This window comes from Vibrio sp. Vb1980 (assembly GCF_033338615.1).
In the GTDB taxonomy this organism is placed as follows: Bacteria; Pseudomonadota; Gammaproteobacteria; order Enterobacterales; family Vibrionaceae; genus Vibrio; species Vibrio alginolyticus.
Genome location: NZ_JAWOSZ010000001.1, coordinates 504,172 through 524,053 on the forward strand (window position 1 = coordinate 504,172; position 19,882 = coordinate 524,053).

16 protein-coding genes are annotated in these 19,882 nt (G+C 42.4%); 7 read left to right on the forward strand and 9 right to left on the reverse strand.

The genetic code is table 11. From position 1 onward, the window contains the following. The first annotated feature begins 22 nt into the window (after positions 1-22). From malE to malG, 3 genes are all read left to right on the forward strand, one after another. A complete protein-coding gene (malE, locus tag R7F64_RS02250; RefSeq protein ID WP_005375272.1) occupies positions 23-1,201 on the forward strand; it encodes a maltose/maltodextrin ABC transporter substrate-binding protein MalE in 1,179 nt (392 codons plus the stop codon). Between the two features lie 79 nt (positions 1,202-1,280). Beyond that, the gene (gene malF, locus R7F64_RS02255) at positions 1,281-2,855 is read left to right on the forward strand and encodes a maltose ABC transporter permease MalF (RefSeq protein WP_005375273.1); all 1,575 of its coding nucleotides are present in this window, start codon (positions 1,281-1,283) and stop codon (positions 2,853-2,855) included. Positions 2,856-2,867: 12 nt separating this feature from the next. After that, positions 2,868-3,758, forward strand: coding sequence for a maltose ABC transporter permease MalG (gene malG / locus R7F64_RS02260; protein WP_005375275.1), 891 nt, complete (start codon positions 2,868-2,870; stop codon positions 3,756-3,758). A 367-nt stretch (positions 3,759-4,125) separates the two neighbouring features. Here the strand turns inward: malG and R7F64_RS02265 are convergent, their stop codons facing one another. From R7F64_RS02265 to R7F64_RS02275, 3 genes are all read right to left on the reverse strand, one after another. Then, a complete protein-coding gene (locus R7F64_RS02265; protein ID WP_005375277.1) occupies positions 4,126-4,371 on the reverse strand; it encodes a hypothetical protein in 246 nt (81 codons plus the stop codon). A 171-nt stretch (positions 4,372-4,542) separates the two neighbouring features. Then, on the reverse strand, positions 4,543-5,028 hold the full coding sequence (locus R7F64_RS02270; protein ID WP_005375279.1) for an acyl-CoA thioesterase: 486 nt from the start codon (positions 5,026-5,028) through the stop codon (positions 4,543-4,545). Between the two features lie 145 nt (positions 5,029-5,173). Beyond that, positions 5,174-6,079, reverse strand: a complete 906-nt coding sequence (locus R7F64_RS02275) for a DMT family transporter (RefSeq protein ID WP_042521576.1) — start codon at positions 6,077-6,079, stop codon at positions 5,174-5,176. A gap of 98 nt (positions 6,080-6,177) precedes the next feature. Here R7F64_RS02275 and R7F64_RS02280 point away from each other — a divergent pair, with 98 nt between their 5' ends. The 4 genes from R7F64_RS02280 (at position 6,178) to R7F64_RS02295 (ending at position 10,186) form a co-directional block, all read left to right on the forward strand. Then, positions 6,178-6,966 carry an AraC family transcriptional regulator gene (locus tag R7F64_RS02280; protein WP_005385013.1) on the forward strand — a complete coding sequence of 263 codons (789 nt, stop codon included), beginning with the start codon at positions 6,178-6,180 and terminating at the stop codon, positions 6,964-6,966. A gap of 958 nt (positions 6,967-7,924) precedes the next feature. Beyond that, the gene (locus tag R7F64_RS02285) at positions 7,925-8,131 is read left to right on the forward strand and encodes an MFS transporter (protein ID WP_139831998.1); all 207 of its coding nucleotides are present in this window, start codon (positions 7,925-7,927) and stop codon (positions 8,129-8,131) included. A 124-nt stretch (positions 8,132-8,255) separates the two neighbouring features. Continuing rightward, positions 8,256-8,597 (forward strand): MFS transporter, encoded by a 342-nt coding sequence (locus R7F64_RS02290; protein WP_139831997.1) that lies wholly within the window; start codon positions 8,256-8,258, stop codon positions 8,595-8,597. 701 nt (positions 8,598-9,298) lie between these two features. After that, positions 9,299-10,186 carry an isochorismatase family protein gene (locus R7F64_RS02295; RefSeq protein ID WP_047101780.1) on the forward strand — a complete coding sequence of 296 codons (888 nt, stop codon included), beginning with the start codon at positions 9,299-9,301 and terminating at the stop codon, positions 10,184-10,186. A 35-nt stretch (positions 10,187-10,221) separates the two neighbouring features. Here the strand turns inward: R7F64_RS02295 and R7F64_RS02300 are convergent, their stop codons facing one another. The 6 genes from R7F64_RS02300 to R7F64_RS02325 all read right to left on the reverse strand — a co-directional run bounded on the left by R7F64_RS02300 (position 10,222) and on the right by R7F64_RS02325 (position 19,221). Next, complete coding sequence (locus R7F64_RS02300; protein ID WP_262597012.1) at positions 10,222-11,826, reverse strand: (2,3-dihydroxybenzoyl)adenylate synthase; 1,605 nt, start codon at positions 11,824-11,826, stop codon at positions 10,222-10,224. 18 nt (positions 11,827-11,844) lie between these two features. Continuing rightward, a complete protein-coding gene (locus R7F64_RS02305; RefSeq protein WP_171345589.1) occupies positions 11,845-13,032 on the reverse strand; it encodes an isochorismate synthase in 1,188 nt (395 codons plus the stop codon). A gap of 395 nt (positions 13,033-13,427) precedes the next feature. Next, positions 13,428-14,504, reverse strand: a complete 1,077-nt coding sequence (locus tag R7F64_RS02310; protein WP_318071414.1) for a 3-deoxy-7-phosphoheptulonate synthase — start codon at positions 14,502-14,504, stop codon at positions 13,428-13,430. Positions 14,505-14,660: 156 nt separating this feature from the next. After that, positions 14,661-16,334, reverse strand: coding sequence for an ATP-binding cassette domain-containing protein (locus R7F64_RS02315; protein WP_262596870.1), 1,674 nt, complete (start codon positions 16,332-16,334; stop codon positions 14,661-14,663). Then, positions 16,331-17,941, reverse strand: coding sequence for an ABC transporter ATP-binding protein (locus R7F64_RS02320; protein ID WP_318071415.1), 1,611 nt, complete (start codon positions 17,939-17,941; stop codon positions 16,331-16,333). The genes R7F64_RS02315 and R7F64_RS02320 overlap by 4 nt, the downstream gene beginning before the upstream one ends. Positions 17,942-18,060: 119 nt before the next feature. Next, the gene (locus tag R7F64_RS02325) at positions 18,061-19,221 is read right to left on the reverse strand and encodes a histidine decarboxylase (protein ID WP_047101770.1); all 1,161 of its coding nucleotides are present in this window, start codon (positions 19,219-19,221) and stop codon (positions 18,061-18,063) included. Between the last annotated feature and the right edge of the window lie 661 nt (positions 19,222-19,882).

The window sequence follows — 19,882 nt, forward strand, 5'->3', positions numbered from 1 at the left end:
AAAATATAAAAAGGATACGAACATGAAAAAGTTAAGCGCTGTAGCACTAGGTACTCTTGTTGCTTTGGGTTCTTTTGGTGCTAATGCTGCCATCGAAGAAGGACAACTTACTATCTGGATCAACGGTGATAAAGGCTACAACGGCCTTGCTGAAGTTGGTAAGAAATTTGAAGAAGACACCGGCATTAAAGTGACTGTGGCTCACCCAGATGGCCTTCAAGACAAATTCCCTCAAACTGCAGCGACTGGCGACGGTCCTGATATCGTATTCTGGGCTCACGACCGTTTCGGTGGTTACGCAGAAGCTGGCCTGCTAGCAGAAATTAAACCTTCTAAGAATATTCAAGAAGGTATCGTTGATTTCGCTTGGGATGCAGTACGTTACGACGGCAAATTGATCGGCTATCCAGTTGCGGTTGAGTCTCTATCTCTAATCTACAACAAAGACCTAGTTCCAAACCCACCAAAGTCTTGGGAAGAGGTTGCAGCATTAGATGCAAAACTTAAAAAAGACGGCAAGTCTGCAATCATGTGGAACCTAAAAGAACCGTACTTCACTTGGCCACTAATGGCGGCTGATGGCGGCTACGCGTTTAAATACACTTCTGAAGGTTACGATGTTAAAGACGCAGGTATCGCGAAAGAAGGCGTTAAAGACGCAATGAGCTTCGTAAAAGGCTTAGTTGATAAAGGCGTAATCTCTGCGGATATGGATTACTCCGTGTCTGAGTCTGCGTTCAACCAAGGCAAAACAGCGATGACGATCAACGGTCCATGGTCTTGGGGCAACATTGAGAAGTCTGGCGTTAACTACGGCGTGACTACGCTACCTAAGTTCCAAGGTCAATCTTCTAAGCCATTCGTTGGTGTTCTAACGGCTGGTATCAGCACTGCGTCTCCAAACAAAGACCTAGCAGTTGAGTTCATTGAGAACTATCTACTAACAAACGACGGCCTACGTATGGTTAACAACGATAAGCCTCTAGGTGCGGTAGCACTTAACTCGTTCCAACGTGAGCTAGATTCAGATACTCGTATCGCAGCAACAATGGATAATGCGATGAACGGCGAAATCATGCCAAATATCCCTCAAATGAACGCATTCTGGGGTGCGGCTAAGAACGCAATCATCAACGTAGTTGACGGTCGTCAAACTGTCGATGCAGCTCTTGCAGATGCAGAAAAACAAATGACTAAATAATTAAGTAAGACCTTTTTAAGGAGGAGGCAACTCCTCCTTACTTTTCTATATTTATTCTATATTCGCTAGCAGGTTCCCTATGCAGTCAGTTCAAGGTACAAATGCTATGACAGCACCAGAAGCCAGCCTTCCGAGCAGCAAAAAAGTGTTCATGAAATGGTCACTTTTAGGCACAGTCGGCATCATCAATGGCTACGCAACAATCCTTATGTATTCTCGCGGTGAGATTGCGTTTGCACTACTTACGCTCATTCTTACCGCTTTAGCGTTGTTCATCTTTGGTAGTAAAAAGACGTACGCACACCGTTACATCTACCCTGGTATAGCAGGGATGATCCTTTTCATTCTTTTTCCTTTGGCGTACACCATAGGTTTGGCGTTTACCAACTATAGCGCGAAGAACCAACTCTCTTTTGATCGCGCTCAGAACGTACTTTTGGACCGAACTTACCAAAGTGGTGATAGCTACCCGTTCACTTTGTATAAAACGGAGCAAGGCCATCAACTTGTGGTTGAAAAAGATGGTGAGCTACTTGCAAGCCCGACTTTTCAGCTTGATAACCTTTCAGCATCGGAGTTTGATCTTTCACCAATTGAAGAAGTGACGGGTGAAAAAGAATCAATCAAGGCGATTGTTAAGAACCGCAGTGCGTTGAGCAGTGTCGATTTACATTTGCCAAGCGGTGATGATATCCGTATGAGTGGGCTGCGCAAATTTGCTGCAGTTGTGCCTTTGTACACATTACAAGAAGATGGTGAAACGCTTTACAACAACCGGACTGAAGAAACGCTACGTCCAAATATGGAAGTAGGTTACTACCAGCCTGTCGATGAAAACGGTCAATTTGTTGGCAGCACAGTGTCACCAGGTTTCGTGGTGAACATTGGTACCCACAACTTTGAGCGTGTTTGGAAAGATGATGGTATCAAAGAGCCGTTTATCAGTATCTTTATCTGGACCATTGTTTTCTCTGCGCTAACCGTATTGTTTACGCTTGTTATTGGTCTTGTCCTTGCCAGTGTGGTTCAGTGGGAAGCACTTAAAGGTCGCTCAGTTTACCGTTTGTTGCTAATCCTGCCTTATGCAGTTCCGGCGTTTATTTCTATCTTGATCTTTAAAGGTTTGTTTAACCAAAGCTTTGGTGAGATCAACATGTTGTTGGAAGGCTTATTCGGCATTAGCCCGGCTTGGTTCTCTGACCCGTTCATGGCGAAAACCATGATCTTAATTGTGAACACTTGGCTTGGTTTCCCTTACATGATGATTTTGTGTATGGGCTTACTAAAAGCGATTCCAGACGATTTATATGAAGCATCAGCAATTGATGGTGCGAACTTTGTCACGAACTTTACACGTATCACACTACCAATGATGTTGAAGCCGTTAACACCATTGTTGATCGCGAGTTTTGCATTTAACTTCAACAACTTTGTACTTATCCAGTTGTTGACTGGCGGTGGTCCAAACATGATTGGTACATCAGAGCCTGCGGGTTACACCGACCTACTAGTAAGTTACACCTACCGAATCGCATTCGAAGGTGCTGGCGGTCAAGACTTCGGTCTAGCAAGTGCGGTAGCAACGCTTATCTTCCTATTGGTTGGCGCATTGGCACTTATCAACCTACGTGTAACTAAAGTAGCTCAGGACTAAGGAGAAATTACAATGGCAATGGTACAAGGTAAGTCATTAAAGTATCGTGTTTGGGCTACTCATATTGCAATGTGGGCATTCTTGGCACTGATTATTTTCCCTTTACTGATGATCATCGCGATTTCATTCCGTGAAGGTAACTTTGCAACGGGTAGCCTGATCCCAGACAACCCAACACTTGATCACTGGAAATTGGCATTAGGTTTCTCGGTGACTAATCCAGACGGTACAGTTACACCGCCACCATTCCCAGTAATGACATGGTTGTGGAACTCGGTAAAAGTGGGTGGTATTTCTGCAATCCTAATCGTGGCGCTATCAACCACATCGGCTTACGCGTTTGCTCGTATGAAGTTCAAAGGTAAGAACACCATTCTTAAAGCGATGATGATCTTCCAGATGTTCCCTGCGGTGTTGGCACTGGTTGCTCTGTACGCGTTGTTCGACAAACTGGGTCAGTACATTCCTTTCCTTGGTCTGAACACGCATGGCGGTCTGATCTTCGCTTACTTAGGCGGTATCGCACTGCACGTTTGGACCATTAAAGGCTACTTCGAAAGTATTGACTCGTCTCTAGAAGAAGCAGCGGCTCTTGATGGTGCTACACCATGGCAAGCATTCCGTTTGGTATTGCTGCCACTGTCTGTGCCAATCCTAGCGGTAGTCTTCATCTTGTCGTTCATCATGGTAATTGGTGAAGTTCCTGTAGCGTCACTACTGCTTTCTGATGTAGACTCGTACACACTTGCAGTGGGTATGCAGCAATACCTATATCCACAAAACTACTTGTGGGGTGACTTTGCCGCAGCTGCTGTACTTTCAGCAGTGCCAATCACTGCCGTATTCTTACTTGCGCAGCGCTGGTTGGTTGGTGGTCTAACCGCTGGTGGTGTGAAAGGATAATCTCTTGTGGTCTGAGATTGATAAGAATAACTAGAAAAGGGCGACCACATGGTCGCCCTTATACTTAGCACGGATATTACAATTTTGGTTTGGCCGCCGATCAGTAATATCTTGGCTTTTATTGGCGTTACGCATAGCTGGCTGTTAGCTTAGTTCCTTACGATTCAATCACTAACAGTTTTTGTAACCATAACCTGAGTTTAGACTCAGGTTTTTTTATGCCTGTTAAAGGCAATTGTGCAATAAGTAGATAGAGATTAGCGGCTTTGCAATGGATTACACAGGGCTTGAATAATGCCCTGCGTAGCACTTCACATAAATAACTAGAGCTTAGTAAAAAGCTAAATTGAGGTAGGGAAGGAAGAGATTAAAACTCTCGGCTGGAAGGTGCGCATCCAACGTATTGAAGCAGCGTGTACAAACTTTCTTGCTGCAGTGCGACGCGACGAAATAGATTAGCAAAGGTAACGTCACCGCCAAAGCAAGTTTGAATGTAATGATTAATTTCTGTTTCGTTATACCCCTCGACGTACATGGTTCTCACCCACTGGTACTCGACCGCTTTTAAATTGGTCAACGTCTCTTCACTTAAGGTCGTTTCTTTTAGTCTCAAGATCCAAACTCTATCCAACTCTAAAATAATGGATGGATTTAAGCAAAGCTAGGTGAAGGATTTATGACAGAGAAGGGCGAGCGTGAAACAAATGGCAAAACCATGATGTTGCTCCACACTCTGGGTCTAGGTAACGTTGAGGTACTTAATAGCGTTCTTAACGGATGCCAGTTACTTGAGATATTTAACGTGTGCTTCCATTTCTTCCCCAATCTCTTTACGCATGTTCATAAGACGGATAGCGGATTGCTCTAAGGCTTTGTCTTCATCTGACTCTGGAATCCATTTCGGTACATCGGTTGGTTTTCCGTTTTCATCTACAGCAACCATGATAACGATACAGTGAGTGGTGAGTCTGTTTTTCATTTGCTTTGGATCACTAGCTTGCACGTCAATCGCAATGTGCATTGAGCTTCGTCCGGTATAAATGACTTTCGCGCTAACTTCGACTAAGTTGCCGACATGAATCGGCGCAACAAACCGAATGCCGCCAGCATATGCGGTAATGCAATATTTACCACTCCACGCTGCAGAGCAGGCGTATGCTGCCAAGTCGATCCATTTCATTACGGCGCCGCCGTGCACTTTTCCGCCAAAATTTACGTCGCTGGGTTCTGCTAAAAAGCGAAGGGTAATGTCTCTTTGACCACTGCTCATCTGTCTTTCCTTGATGGGTTATTGTTTTCCCAATTTAGCAGCAAGATGAATTTTCGGGAATAGCGAATGAAACAAAATATTAACTTTTATTCGAACGCTGGAAGTGACAAGCCACAGCGTAGTTCTGTGGCTTGGGGTGTAGATGTTAATTGGCGGTAGAGGCAATCTCAGAATTGGACAATGGTTTTCTCTGTCTTACTTTTATTTGCGACAAGATAACGCCAGAGATGACTAACAACCCACCAATAATGTGGTAAGTGTAAATTTTCTCACCAATTAGTGTTGAAGCAAGTATGACGGAAACCACAGGCATTAGGTTCATGAACATAGCACTTGAATCAGCACCAATTGAATCAATCGCTTTGACCCACATCAGCGGCGCGAAAATGGAAGCAGCAATACCAGCATAAGCGATTAATGGTAGCGCGTCTTGGCTTGGTAACAGTTGCTCACTAGAGAGCCAAAGTGGTGTGAGCATCAAAACAGAAAAGAAGCCCTGCATGTAAACCAGAGTCAAACTACTGAATGGCATTTTCCAGCGTTTTAGCAGAACACAATAAGCCGCGTATACCATGGCAGCAACGAGCATTAAGCTGTCACCTTGCGTTAAGTCTTGATGTAAAAAGTAAGTGATATCACCGTGACCAAGCATAAATGCTAAGCCGCCGAGCGAAATGACACCACCGACGATACTTAACATTGATATAGATTTACCGAGCAATGGGACACTTAAAAACACACTGATCAAAGGAACTAAAGAGGTGATCAGGGCCATATTAGAGGCCGTTGTTGTTAAACCGGCATAGTATCCAAGTGACTGGTTGAGAACCATACCAAGTAACGCAAGAAACGCCAACTTAGCTAAGTAAGGTCGAGTAATGTGTCGTTGTTTGATGATTGCAGGCAGGCAAAATGGCGTTAGGAGTACCATTGCGACAAACCAACGGTAGAAACTCATCGCACTTGGTTCAATGGCGCTCGCAGCCATCTTGTTCACAATTGAGTTACCACCCCAAATCATAACGGTGAAAAACGGAAGTAAATAAATCATGAGAACCCTATAGCACAATTATTGATGGCGCTAGTCTGGCAGGTCTTTATAATAAAAAGTATCTCTTAAAAGACATCGTAAGCGATAGGAAGACAATTTTGAAAAAGAGCGCCAGAAATCTTCACCCCTCCTTATCAATCGATCGTGCGCCATCAGATGTATTTATGAATTTCGAAGCGTTTCTCTCTAATACAGAAACACGAATTCATAGCCACCCTTGGGGGCAAGTGCAACTGATCAGCGGTGGGATTCTGGAGATGGATGCAGAAGACACAAGATTTCTAGCACCTCCACATCTTGCTATTTGGGTTCCCGCCGGAATTCGTCACACTAGCTACAACCGTAAGCCAATCGAATATTGTTCTTTGAACATTGCCCCTGAATTGACAGCGCATTTTCCTACCAAAACGAGCTTGATCAAAGTGACTCCAATCGTGTCATCTATTATTGAGGACTTTCGTCAGCGAGACATTAATGTGGCGCAAACTGATGAAGACAAGCGCTTGGTACAAGTGTTATTGGACCAGCTTGCAAAGCAAGAAGTCGAACATCACTTTTTACCGACTACCGACAATAAGTATCTTGAACCGATTTTAAAAGCAGTAGAAGAATCGCCGACGGATGAGATCAGTTTGGCGGAGTGGGCGGCAAAAGTGCATACCACAGAACGCACGTTAGCGAGACATTGCCAGAGTGAATTAGGAATGAGCTTTACTGAGTGGCGCTTACGTGTGCGATATTTACATTCTATGGAGTTGCTGCGTAAAGGGCAGACCGTAAAAGAAGTCGCTCTGACGTTAGGTTATAACCAAGCTAGCCCTTTTATCGCGATGTTCAAGAAATACTCCGGCATGACACCGGAGCAATACAAGAATCGATTGTTATAGCTGAGCGATTATGTAATTTAAGCCGATACATCAACTGAAATCTAGAGTGATTTTACAATGTTCGACTAAGCTAAGAAATCATCTCGCGAACGCAACAGGGCAAGTTCATGAGTTGGAAAAACGATATCATGAATTTTGAGCTATTTAATCTATCTTTCACTTCAAAGATGTTATTTCTCCATCTTTCACTACTTGTTTAACAATGGAGGGCTGACGCTCTCATGATTTGGGTAACAGAACAAAATAACCAGCCTACATTTTTTGAAAATTTATTTACCCCATTCGATGGGACTAATTTAGTGCGTGAAGCTTGGAGCGAATACATTCACTGGTGAACTTAGTTTTATGCCGAAGAGGTCTTAGCCCAGGGCATAAACCTATTACTTAAGTACGCTTAAAGAGGATATAGATATTAGATTATGGTACTTATGACAGAGCAGAGTCTTTAAAGTGTGCTACGACGCTCAGTGATGTGAAGAGAAGGGATAGTCTTTTAGGAAAGTATATATTAATGGCTAATTGTCAAGAATTCTTTAGTTCAAACAAGTACTGGCATAAAGGAGACTTCTACAAAAATTTTTTTCAGAGGCCGTTCCATATTGAATTAAAGGCACTAAGTCTGAAAGGTCTAGGCTAAATAAAGGTAGCGAAAATTACGCGATGATAAGGGAATTGAATAAAATCTCGAGATAGATATCGCCTGAAGCTTAATGTGTTGTTTAAGAATCCACTTCGGCTATACAGTTGTGTCCTTTAACTAAATGAAGTAGCAATATACACAATGAAACAACACATAAACTTGATTAAAGATCAACTACGGGAGGGGGAGTATATACGAATTTATCATCACGGAAATAGATATGATGGATGAACGTGAGGTTGAAAAGACCAGAAAGCTTAATTGAGGTCACTGTTTCCTATTCTTCTTTTTCGCAACATATCTCTGGCCGTAGCAAACGTGGCTTCTTTCGCGTTAGGATTTTCGGCCTATGCAAGTCTTTTCTTTCTGTCACTGTATCTACAACAAGCGCAAGGCGATACGCCACTGGAAGCTGGGTGGCATCTGATGCCTCAATTTGTGGTAATGGGGGTAACATCATTGATCTTCGGCCACATGACACAACGTATTTCACTAGAAAACTATTGGTTGGCGGATACGCTTTAATTGGTATTTCTCTATGCTCAATGTCACTGTTTACTGCCTACACGCCTTACCTTATTGTCGGTAGTATTCTGACTGCTCTTGGCCTCGGGATAGGATCTCTGTTCTTGCGACGGGTATGATGGTCATGGGGTATGCTCCCGCAGAATGTGCCGGGATTGCATCGGCAACCATGAACGCTTTGCGTCAGATAGGCACGACACTGGGTATTACGGTATTAGGTAGTATCATGAGCATCTATGCAATTCAACAGATGTCGGAGGTGGTCAGTTCCAACAATATGCTAAATGCTGTTGGGACTGCTCAAAGTGCAATAGTCAGAAATGAGCTTCCTTCAAATCAAGAAGGGTGGCTCTTAGCTTATCGGAACGTGATGGCAGCTGGATTTGGAATTGTGATGTTCTGTGCTGGTGTGCTCAGTGTGGCAACTACTGTGTTGTTAGTTGTTTTCACGCCAAGTGGTCGCTAGAAGTATCCCTATATAGACAGTCATTACTAGAGTATGAGGTATCTAGCTCACCGTTTATGAGTTTGATAGGTGGAAGCCTATTACTGAGGTTCTTAATTAATGATTATTAATCAACAAGTTATCTGAGTTTAGATACCTTAAATACTTATTGTGTTATACTCGGAATTCTACGTTTATCATTGATGTTTTGGGTCTTTCAGTATCTCCCTCCTTTTAAATCAGCAACTTTTAGCCGCGCATCTTCTTCCAATACTTTGAGTGTATTATCTGGCTAGCCCATATCACTGGACATTTTTCGCCATGTGTAAAATATCACGCCGAAGATACTGTATTATTTATGGCTGACCCTTTAAACGGAATACTAGCATCTTCTGCTTTGAGAATGGCTGTCGGTCACTATTTCCAAAATTACTTTTCTATGTTCATCTTTCTCACTAAACGATGAACATCATTAAGTTAACACTTGATTAGAAGGTGAGGTGGGAGCCTCTTTGCATAATTTTGGTGGAAATGACAACGCAATAACGTTAGCAAAGCTCTTTTTATTGATATAGCTATTCCAAAGAACAGCAACAATCAATTGATTTCATATTCTCATTTGTTTATATTAAATGTTAATGATTTTCATTTTCAATAAATGTTTGAGCTAATATGTAAATGCTCATGGGTTTAATGTGATAATTCTTAATAAGGATAGTGAGATGGCCATTCCCAAGATCGCCCCATACCAAGTACTTCAACCAGAATCATTTCCCGTCAATAAAGTGGATTGGGTGATAGAGCCTAAGAAGTCGGTTGTCTTAGTTCATGATTTACAGGCTTACTTCCTCAACTTTTTTGATACAAGATTGTCTCCTATTCCTGAACTTATACAAAATGTTAAAAAAGTTACAGAGAATGCTAGAGCCGCAGGCATCCCTGTTGTTTATACGGCTCAGCCTGCTAATCAAGACCCAAAAGAAAGGGCACTCCTAACGGATTTTTGGGGCTCAGGCCTAACTCAAGATACGGAGATAGTGCCAGAAGTATCGCCGCAATCTGGTGATATTCAATACACCAAGTGGCGCTATAGCGCGTTTAAGAAAACGCCATTACTTCAATGGATGAGAGAGGAGCAAAGAGACCAACTTATTATTGTTGGGGTTTATGGCCATATCGGAGTCCTCTCAACAGCACTCGATGCCTTTATGCTAGATGTCAAACCATTTGTTATTGGTAACGCGATTGCAGACTTTTCGAAAGAAGATCATATGTACACGCTTAAATACATTTCTGGTCGAAGTGGTTGTATTAAATCTGTCGATGACTTTGTCACAAGCGTCAGTTCAGACATCTCTTTGCCTTCTAGCGCTCTCAGTCTTGAAATAATGAGAAAGGAGGTTGCGGATATTCTTGAAGTTGATTTAGATGAAGTAGATGTAGACGAAAATCTTATCTTTCTCGGGTTAGACTCCATTCGTGTAATGACGTTGCATAGTCGTTGGAAAAAGCAAGGTTTAGATATCGCGCTTTCTGAAATGGTGGCAAAAAATACCATTAGAGACTGGTGGGAAGCAGCTCAAGTTCAAGCTCAAGGTGCAGTAATATAAATGAGATCCCCCTGCAGCGATGCAAGGGGATGCACCTAAGTGCTATATTCTGCTCTTAAAGCCTTTTTATTGATTTTACCGACAGAGGTTTTCGGCAATTGTTGGCAAAACTTGATGTAATCAGGGATTTTATATTCTGCAACTCCTTGTGAGTATAAAAATTTCTTAATCGCAACGGGCTTAAGGTTAGCGCTCGTATTGCAGACGATTACAGCGCAACTTTTTTCTCCTAAACATTTATCAGGAACGCCTATTAAAGCGGCATCATGAATATCATCATGTTTAAGTAATATATTCTCAATTTCTTCAGTGGCGATTTTTTCTCCACCTCTGTTAATTTGATCTTTTTCTCTTCCTGTTACAATGATATTACCTTCGGCGGTTTGGCGGACAAGATCTCCCGTGGCATAAAAACCGTCTACGGTAAACGAGTGTTGGTTATGCTCCGGAGCTTTGTAATAACCTCTTATTGTGTAAGGGCCTCGGGTCATCAATAGTCCTTCTTCTCCGAGTGAAACCGGAGTTCCCTCTTCATCAACGATTAGTATTTCATCATGTTCCGATATAGGACGGCCTTGTGTTCTTGTTATGACGTCGACAGGGTCGTCTAGGCGGGTATAGTTAACTAGTCCTTCGGCCATTCCAAATACTTGCTGCAAATTACATCCAAGAGCAGATGGAAGTTTCCGAGCAGCACTCTCGCTAAGCTTTGCTCCACCTACTTGAATGAGATTTAAACTCGAAATATCTTGTGTCGCACTCTGTGCGTATTGCATCCACAGTAAGGCTAGGGGAGGGACGAGGGCGCATGTATTGACTTTGTGCTGTTCAATCAAAGAAAAGTTGAGTTCAGGTGAGCCATCTAGGCTGAGTATTACGCAACCTCCAGCAAATAGTGTTCCTAAAGCACCGGGAGAGCTTAATGGAAAGTTATGAGCGGCTGGTAGCGTGCACAAATAGCGAGTGTCTTGATTAAATTGACAGATACTGTTACTTCCCAAAATACTATAAGCGTAGTCATTATGGGTTCTTGGAATTAGCTTTGGTGTACCTGTTGTCCCTCCTGACAATTGAAAAAAGGCAACGTTATCTGCAGTAGTAGTTTGCTTTGCACAGGGCTCCGCAATCAAATTTTTCAGTGAGTGAACATGCCCTTTCCCAGTTTCCCCAGTCGTAATTGCGAAGTCTACAGTAGTGCAGTTCTCAAGTAGTTGAGAAGCGATGTTTTGCGCGGTTTCTCCTGATGCATGCTCGGAAAATATATAGGCTCTTGCTCTTGCGTGATCGCAAAAATAGCTCAACTCTAAATAGCGATGTGCAGGCAGAGCGAGAACGGGCTTGATCCCTTTGAAGGTTAGAGCGAAAAACGAGAAATAAAATTCAGCCGTATTATTGATTTGTAAAACGACATTATCGCCAGGCTGAAGACCTAACTTGATGAACCCTCCTGCTAGTTGATGGATTCGTTCCAATAACTCTTTGTAGCTATAGGTGTTGTCTCCACAACAGATTGCAAGCGCGTCGGGTGAAGAAGACGCGATAGTATGGAGATGGTCATACAAAGTTTGATCTTGCCAATATCCTAGGTCTCGATATTTACTGCTTATGTCATCTGGCCAAGGTGTGTATTCATGGTTCATCATTATTTGCCTCTTCCCTTATACTGTGAGTCGGTCATCAACTTGTATTCCTGCAGCGCGTAAAATGGTGTTCATCTTGGCGCCAGTTTCGTCAAGCTCACTTTGCGGGGAGGACTCATGAACTATCCCTGCACCAGCATAAAGCGACATAGCTCGTTGGCTGACTTCAGCACATCGAATAGTTACTACCCATTCACCGTTACCTCTTGCATCACACCATCCGACCATTCCAGTGAAATAGCCTCGCTCGAACTTTTCAATTTCTTTGATAGCAGCATAAGCTGTTTGTCTAGGGTATCCGCATACCGCTGGAGTTGGATGGAGGTCCGCGGCGATTTTTAACGAGTTGACATTAGGTTCGTTAGCTTGCCCTTGTAGCAGAGTAGACAAGTGCAGCATGGTTTCTGTTTCGATTACAGAGGGAACCATAGGGGTGTATAGGTTGTGACAATACTGGTTAAGTACCTTTTCTACTTCTTCAACCACGAAGCTGTGTTCATTGAGATCTTTCTGTGTATCTAACAAAGAAGCATATGCTGCTTTATTTTCGATCTCGCAAGACGATTTAGGTCGCGATCCCGCTAGCGGATTGGACACCACGTGATGCCCTTTTTTAGAGACAAGTAACTCAGGGCTTGCGCCCATCAGTTTAGAACTCTCCGATATTTGGGAGCAAAACGTATAGCCGTCGGTGTTTATGGACAGTAAGTTACGTATAAGCGAACATGGGTTAATGTTTTTATTGGTAGTTATTTTCACCGAGCGAGAAAGCACAACTTTTGACAGCTCAGTGGTGTTAAAAAGCTCAAGTAAATGTGAAACGCCATTTTTATACTCATCCCCAGTTGGTGGTGAGACGACTTTTGCTATTTGTGGTGCACTTTTATCATTGTTCTGGCCGCGGTTACTGCTTGAAACATAAAGCGTTTTAGGAATGCAAAGTTGGGTAGGTGTATTTTCATCGAATGGAACGGTAGCAAATAACACCGGGTTGTCGTTTTCTGGTGTTTTAGCTCTTTCTAGTAATTCTTCAGCGGTGCTTGCCAGTTTCGAGAAAGGTATGGCGCGAGTCAAGCTTGTTTTGATACCGACACAAAGCATCGAGTTTTGTGGAGATGAGAAAAAGAACGGGGAATTTTTGAGTTCTTTATCCAACATCTCGTTGGCCATTTTGGAAAAGCCTACTACTTCTCGTTTCATAAACAGTCCTTATTAATTCACTAATGTAATGGAAGTCATCAACTTGTACCTCTAATTGCCTTTATTAGAACAAGTGTTCCTCTAATAGAGGAATATTTGATTAGGAGTGAGGCTATTGCCCAATAGTCATGACAATGCAGATTGGGTGTCTTTGCCAAATAGAATTAGGGAGCAACTACTTAAGTAAATGAACAGGAAGAAGTATAATTGATATTGATAATCAATATCAAATGATAATTGTTATCATTCTGTCCTTGCATAGCATTATCGTCCTTATTTTAACAATAATTATATCGTTTGCATTTGGTTACATGGGGGGATTTACGGGCAGCGTTTGTGTATGAAACAAGCCAATCAATAACTATTTGTACTATTAACACGTTGCAAATAGTTAATTGAATTTAGGAGTGTTCAGTTTTGGTTAAATGAGAACTTTTATGTTGTAATACAGCGTTATTTAAGTGCTCTAGAAACAGTAAAGAATCCTGCCAGCTTAAGCACTCATCTGTTATGGACTGTCCGTAAGTGAGCAGATCAGCATCGATTGTTTGATTGCCTCCCACCAAGAAGCTTTCGCACATGACCCCCGCGATATTTGTTTCACCCAATGAGATCTGGTTGGCGATGTCCTTCACTACTACCAATTGTTTTTTTGCTATCTTTTCACTGTTTCCATGACTACAGTCAACCACTAGTTTAAGTGGAAGTTTGCTACGCGTAAGTTGAAAAGAGGTCTGCTTTATATGTTGAGTGGAATAGTTCGGAGTAGTCCCTCCGCGAAGTATGACATGGCAATTGTTGTTGCCCCGAGTTTTTATTGCTATTGTTTGGTTGTCAGAGGTTTGTGCAATCACTGAATGGCAATCTTGTGCCGTATGTATCGCATCTATTGATATGTCTATATTTCCATCGGTTCCGTTTTTGAAGCCAATAGGACACAGTAGCCCCGAAGCTAATTGCCGATGAGGTTGCGATTCGGTTGTACGAGCTCCAATGGCTCCCCAGCACACTAAGTCTGCTATGTAGTGTGCGATATTCGGATCGAGAAACTCATGCGCAGTTGGCACTCCAAGCTCAAGAATTGACTGCATAAGTTTGCGACTTTGATTAATACCCTTATGCAAATTAAAATCACCATTGAGATCTGGGTCGACAATAAAACCTTTCCATCCACCTCGAGTCCTAGGTTTTTCAAAATAGGTGCGCATGACAAGCTTCAAGCTGCTTTGATAGCGTTTTTGTTCTTCAGCTAATCGATGTGCGTATTCTATTGCGGCTACCGGATCGTGTATTGAGCATGGTCCCATGATAACGAGCAGCCTAGTATCGCCACCAGAAAGAATATTGGTAATCTCTTGCCTTTGCGTAGTGATGAACTCTTGGAGCTGTAGACTACAGTTTGTTTTATTTAATATTTTTTTTAGGCTTGGTAAAGTTGCCGCTGACTTTATGTTAATGACGTTTCTTAGAGTATTCATAGGTACTATCCGTAAATTTTCAATCACTTATTAAAGTCAAAATGGTTTCATCGTGATGATGCTGACTCCATAGTTGAGCGGAGAGCAGCATCAATCCCGAGAGATAAACTCTATAAGTGTTGGGGAGCGTTATAATGATTTTGATTTTTGGGATGTTTAGGTGTCGATGGCTATACTTAGCCCCTGGTATGCCGATGTATCTTTGCTTGTTAAGGAAGTGGCACAGTTCTTTTTAACCTTGACTCTTCCGTTTTCAATTGTGAGTTCCAATGTCGGCGACCATATATTCTGATCGCTATGCGTCACAATAATCACGGTCGAGTTCAATGTTTGAATATGTTGAGCAATACTTTTTTCGGTTGCTTCGTCTAATGCTGCCGTCGCTTCGTCGAAAATGAGGATTGGCGCCTTTTTAATGAGAGCTCGCGCAATTGCGACTCTCTGTCTTTCACCTCCTGACAACCCTGAGCCTCTTTGTCCTACTGTTTGATGTATTCTTTTAGGAGATGAGTCAATAAGTTCGTCCAATTGTGCGTGTCTTGCAAAGCTCTCAACTTCATAATCACTTGCATTGGGATTACCTAACCGAATGTTATCCGCCAATGTGCCAGTATAAATGACCGGATCTTGAGCAACATAGGCTATATGCTGGGTGAGCACATCATAAGGGATATTCTTTAGATCTATCCCTCCGAGCGAAATAAGACCTTGGTCAGGATCATCAAACCTTAGAAACAGGCCCAGTAAAGTGCTTTTGCCACTGCCACTGACTCCATTGATGACGACGGTATCACCTTGTTTGATCTCCGTGCTAGCATCTTCAAAGAGATCTAAATGGCCCACAAGGTTCAGTTCGAACTTATGGTTTTTGGGGGAGGTTGCAAATTGAGGATTAGGCTCAGGCAGAACAGGGACATTCGTTAACTGAGCGTAATTTTTAACTGAGGATTTTACGTCGTTAATCGCAAAGCCTGCCAACGCGAGTTCACCCAAAGGTGCAGCTGCACGGGTAATCAATATCAATAAAGCCAAGACTAATAAGGGTTGAGTAATCGGCTCTAAGACGAGATAGATGGCGATACCTGCAAGGGGTAAAATCGTTGCCAATCCTGATACTAAGGTTGCGATAGAAGCGTTACCATTAATGGTTGAATGAGCTTCTTCTTGTGCGTGCCAACTCTGTTCAATACGCTCGATTGAGCGCTCAGGCCCCGCTGTTGAGCGAAGTAACTCAAGGTGATCTATGAGTTCAAGTGTTGATTTAGTCGCTTGAAGCTCTGCGTCATGTCGGTCGCTATCTGAGCGACTTAGGTATCTTTGCGCCTTGTACTGAACGAGCACTGCAACTAGTAACAATACGGCACTGAGTAGTGCGATCTCACCTCCTCCAACAACCCCGATACCGATAACTAAAAATATGGGTAACATTGGAGAGTGTAAAAATGTTTGTAGCTGATGAGCAGGAATGGCCATAAAGCCAGGTATTCCTCGTTCTGCTAGTTGAGTGAGCTGAGTTCTATGCTGATCATTAAACCAAGCTAACTTTGCTTTACTGAGCGAATGACCTACTGATGAATAAAGATCCCCAGCCAGTTTCGCACCAGAGAGAAATCCAGAACGAGTTACAATAACGGTAACTATCACAGTTAGAACAGCAGCTATTATGACGTTCATTGGTGGAGCTTGTTCGACAATAGATATTGCAAGAAATGTGTAAGCCGTTGCCTCAAATAATGCAACTAGTCCCCAACCTATAGCGACTCGATATAGACGGTGCTTTGCACTTTGTGGAATTGTCGAATTGGAATAGAGGGTATTGTGAGCCGTCATACTTCTTCATCCTGTCGTTGAGCCTTTCTGTTGAGCATCAATGTAGTGTCTGCAAGTTTCGCGAGTTCTGAGTCGTGAGTAATTATGATCAATATCTTGTCTTGTGCTTTAGCAAACTTCGCGAGATTTCTGATCACAGTGAAGGCCGTATTTTTATCGAGAGCACTGGTTGGTTCATCCAGTAATAGAACGTTGGCTTGAGTTAGAAATGTGTTAGCTATTGCGACACGTTGTTGCTCGCCTCCTGAAAGCACGCTTGCATCAGAATTGAGGTCAATCTTTAATTGAGCTTGTTGCAGTGCTTGGTTCAGCTCGTCGTCACTTGAACTTGGCGTTGATAGTTTCAAATTCTGCCTAATGGTAGTTTTGAGTACACCGATATCTTGAGGTACATAGCGTATGGCGGAGTATCGGGATATCTCAGAGAGTTTAGACAGTTGATGGCCTCCTAAGGTAACGAAGCCTGAAAGAGGTGTTTCTTGACCTGCTAATAGACGTAGTAACGTACTTTTTCCTGCTCCGCTAGGCCCCATGATGGCTGTAAATGAACCCCGTGGGAAGTTGTGGGAGAAGTTATCAATAATATTAACAGTTCCATTAGCCACTACGATATTTGATGCTTGTAGTGATAGCGGTTTTTCTCCCGCGCTCAAACTGCCACTTTCTATTTGTGGTTGCTGTAAAAAGTCGCTGATGTTCTTTGCAGCATTCTTTCCTGCGTTAACGTAGTCCAATCCATGGCCAAGCTTCAGTGCGGGTGATACGACGGCCAAACCAAAAAAGAATAGCGACGCCATTGTCACGGGACTTAATTCATAGCCAATGGTATAGGCAATTGCGAAAGTCGAAACCGCTTGAAGTAATGCGGTAGCAATTGCAGCTGGAAGGGCAACGCTACCAACCCATTTCACTATGCCGTGAGTAAAGCGTCTTGTGGCATCATTATAGCTGTCGAGTGCTCCTGCTTGCGTGCCGTAAATTCGATTTACTCGGATACCTCTTGTGTAGTCGTTTACTGCGGTAACGATATCACCCATTATTGTCATGCGCTCTGTGCCATGTTTAGCGGCGAACCTAGGTAAAAAGAGTAGGTAGTACAATGATGCAATTAGGCCAGGGAGCAGAGTAAGCATCGCTACCGGACCTGTGAGATTCAACATGATAAAAATAGAAGTTGCGGGTACGACAATGAATGTCACGAGTTCTGAAGGCAAATGCGCAACCATGTGGTGAAGCGTGTTGATGTCTTCGGAAACTATGCGACGCAGTTGATTATCACCATATTGAGAGATGGTCTTGCTTGGCAAGCGCGTCAAGTGCTGAGCAACTTGGCGACGTAATCGAGTGGAAAACTGCGACTCGGCATCATGAACTAACCACGAGCCCACTGATGAGGCAAGTGCGCTAGCCGCCCAAAGTCCTATGGCACCGTAAATCCATTGGTTTGCAAATCTATCGATAAGGTTTATCAAACATAGCAGTGCACCAACTTTTGCCACAGCGGCAAGTACTTCACAAAACGTTCCCAAAGCAAGCTTTTTAATCGATGGCTTTAAGGCTGGCATTAAGCTAGGCGTAACGTAATGTTGGCTGATTTTACTTATCATCTTGTCACCTTACTTAGCCAATCAAGCGAAAATAAGGAGAACGTGGTAGAGCATATTGAGCTCTTATCGTTTTTCATATAAAGCCTATGGAAGTGGACGTTGATGGATTATGTTTTGAACTAATTTTGGCCGCAGGCGTTGCGAATGCCATAGTCAGGTAGCAGATCGAAAATGACGTCTTCAATCAACGTGTCAAGTTTCTCTGTACTATCTAGATGTGGCATGGTGATAATATGAGCGACATCACCAGAATTAGCTAATGAGTGCTTTCGCCAGATGGGCTCTGATGGGCAAGGAAATACAACAGTATTGGAATTTTTGTTACGCCAAGCATTTATCCCTGCTTCTTGGAAGCGCTGCACTGTATATGCAGCCATGTCTAAGCAAAGCTGTACTTTGTCTTGCCAGTCTGAAAATGAATGACTTTTGATTGCAGTCCACATGAATAGGGCACTATGACCGTTTCTTGAGCCGCTGATGGTTTGATCGCGTGAAGAAATGTAATCAACCTCGACTGAAATCTGATCAACCATATGCCGCTTGGCAAGCACGATTCCACATGGGATCGGGGAGCCTATCATCTTATGGCCAGAGACGCTGATTGAATCAATACCATCTTCAAAGGAGTGGGGATGTGGTTTTTCAACAAATGGCATGATCATTCCACTTAATGCGGCATCTGCGTGAATATAGTAGTTCTCTCTCTCTAAACCTATTGCTGCGATATCGTGCTGAATGCGCTTAATATCATCTGTTGCACCACGCATAGTGGTTCCTATATTGGCAAAAATAATAGGGTTATTCTGTTTGTCTTTTTTTATTCGTTTGACAAGTTGATGATAATCTATCTCCCCATTGGACAATGAAGGGATTTTTCTAGATTTAATATTGAGTAATTTAGCGATCTTATCGACCGAGTAATGTGTTTCTTCAGAATAATAAATATAGCCGGTTGGAAATAGCTCGCGAGCTAAATAACATGAAAATAAGTTACCTTCAGTGCCTCCATTTGAGATATACCCCCAGCTTTCTTGATGAGATATCTTAAATAGTTGGGAAAAAAAACGCATCACATCTTTCTCAAATTCAAATGAATTGAGTTTGTAATTACTCTCTTCCCTCCAATCACCACAGTTATTAATGGAGAATTTCATGAACTTGTCTAGTATCGAGTAATCAAAACTTGCAGATTCAGGATAGCCTACATTAAAGTATTGATTTTCCATGCAGTATAGCCAGAATTCATTGAGCCTATCTAGATCTTCATTGGATAGTTTCATTACGTTGCCTGTTGAGTCTTTTTAATGGGCTAAGGTACAGGTCACTACCATGTACACTTACACTTTGTGAGTAATTCGTACCCTGAGTAGAATCCTTCTCTATTTTATTTTTAAAACTGTCTACCGGGTAATACTTGGAGCTTAGTTGTTTCATGTGTCTAAGCTTGAAACTATTTAAAGTTAGTATTTAGTTTGAAAAATTTCAGTCTAATACCATCGTTTTTTCGGTTTTTATATTACTTTCTGTTATTATTTTCTTTGATAGAAATGTAAATGGCCTTCAAAGAATTATTATATTTTTCGAGTATTTTTCTGATATTTCAAATTTTTCCGTTGAGCTACGTTTTGTCTTTAGAAGTAAGTTTTTCAAGATAACCAACAGCGGTTTCGTTGTATGAGAAAAAGTCTTAGCGAACAGAGGATGGTTGACGTTACGGATACAAACTGGCGTCGACACTTCCCAATTATTTAAAGTCAATGTGTTTATATAAACGTTGCATCTTATGTCACATTGACCAAATTCTTATTGTTTTAGCTTTGCTTGAGAGATAGCCTCAAGTAACGTTTTTAATTTATCTAATTAATAATAATAAGCTTTTTGTTGCAAATGATTATCGTTTGCAAAATAATGGCACCTAACCGATGAATTGTCAACAAAGTG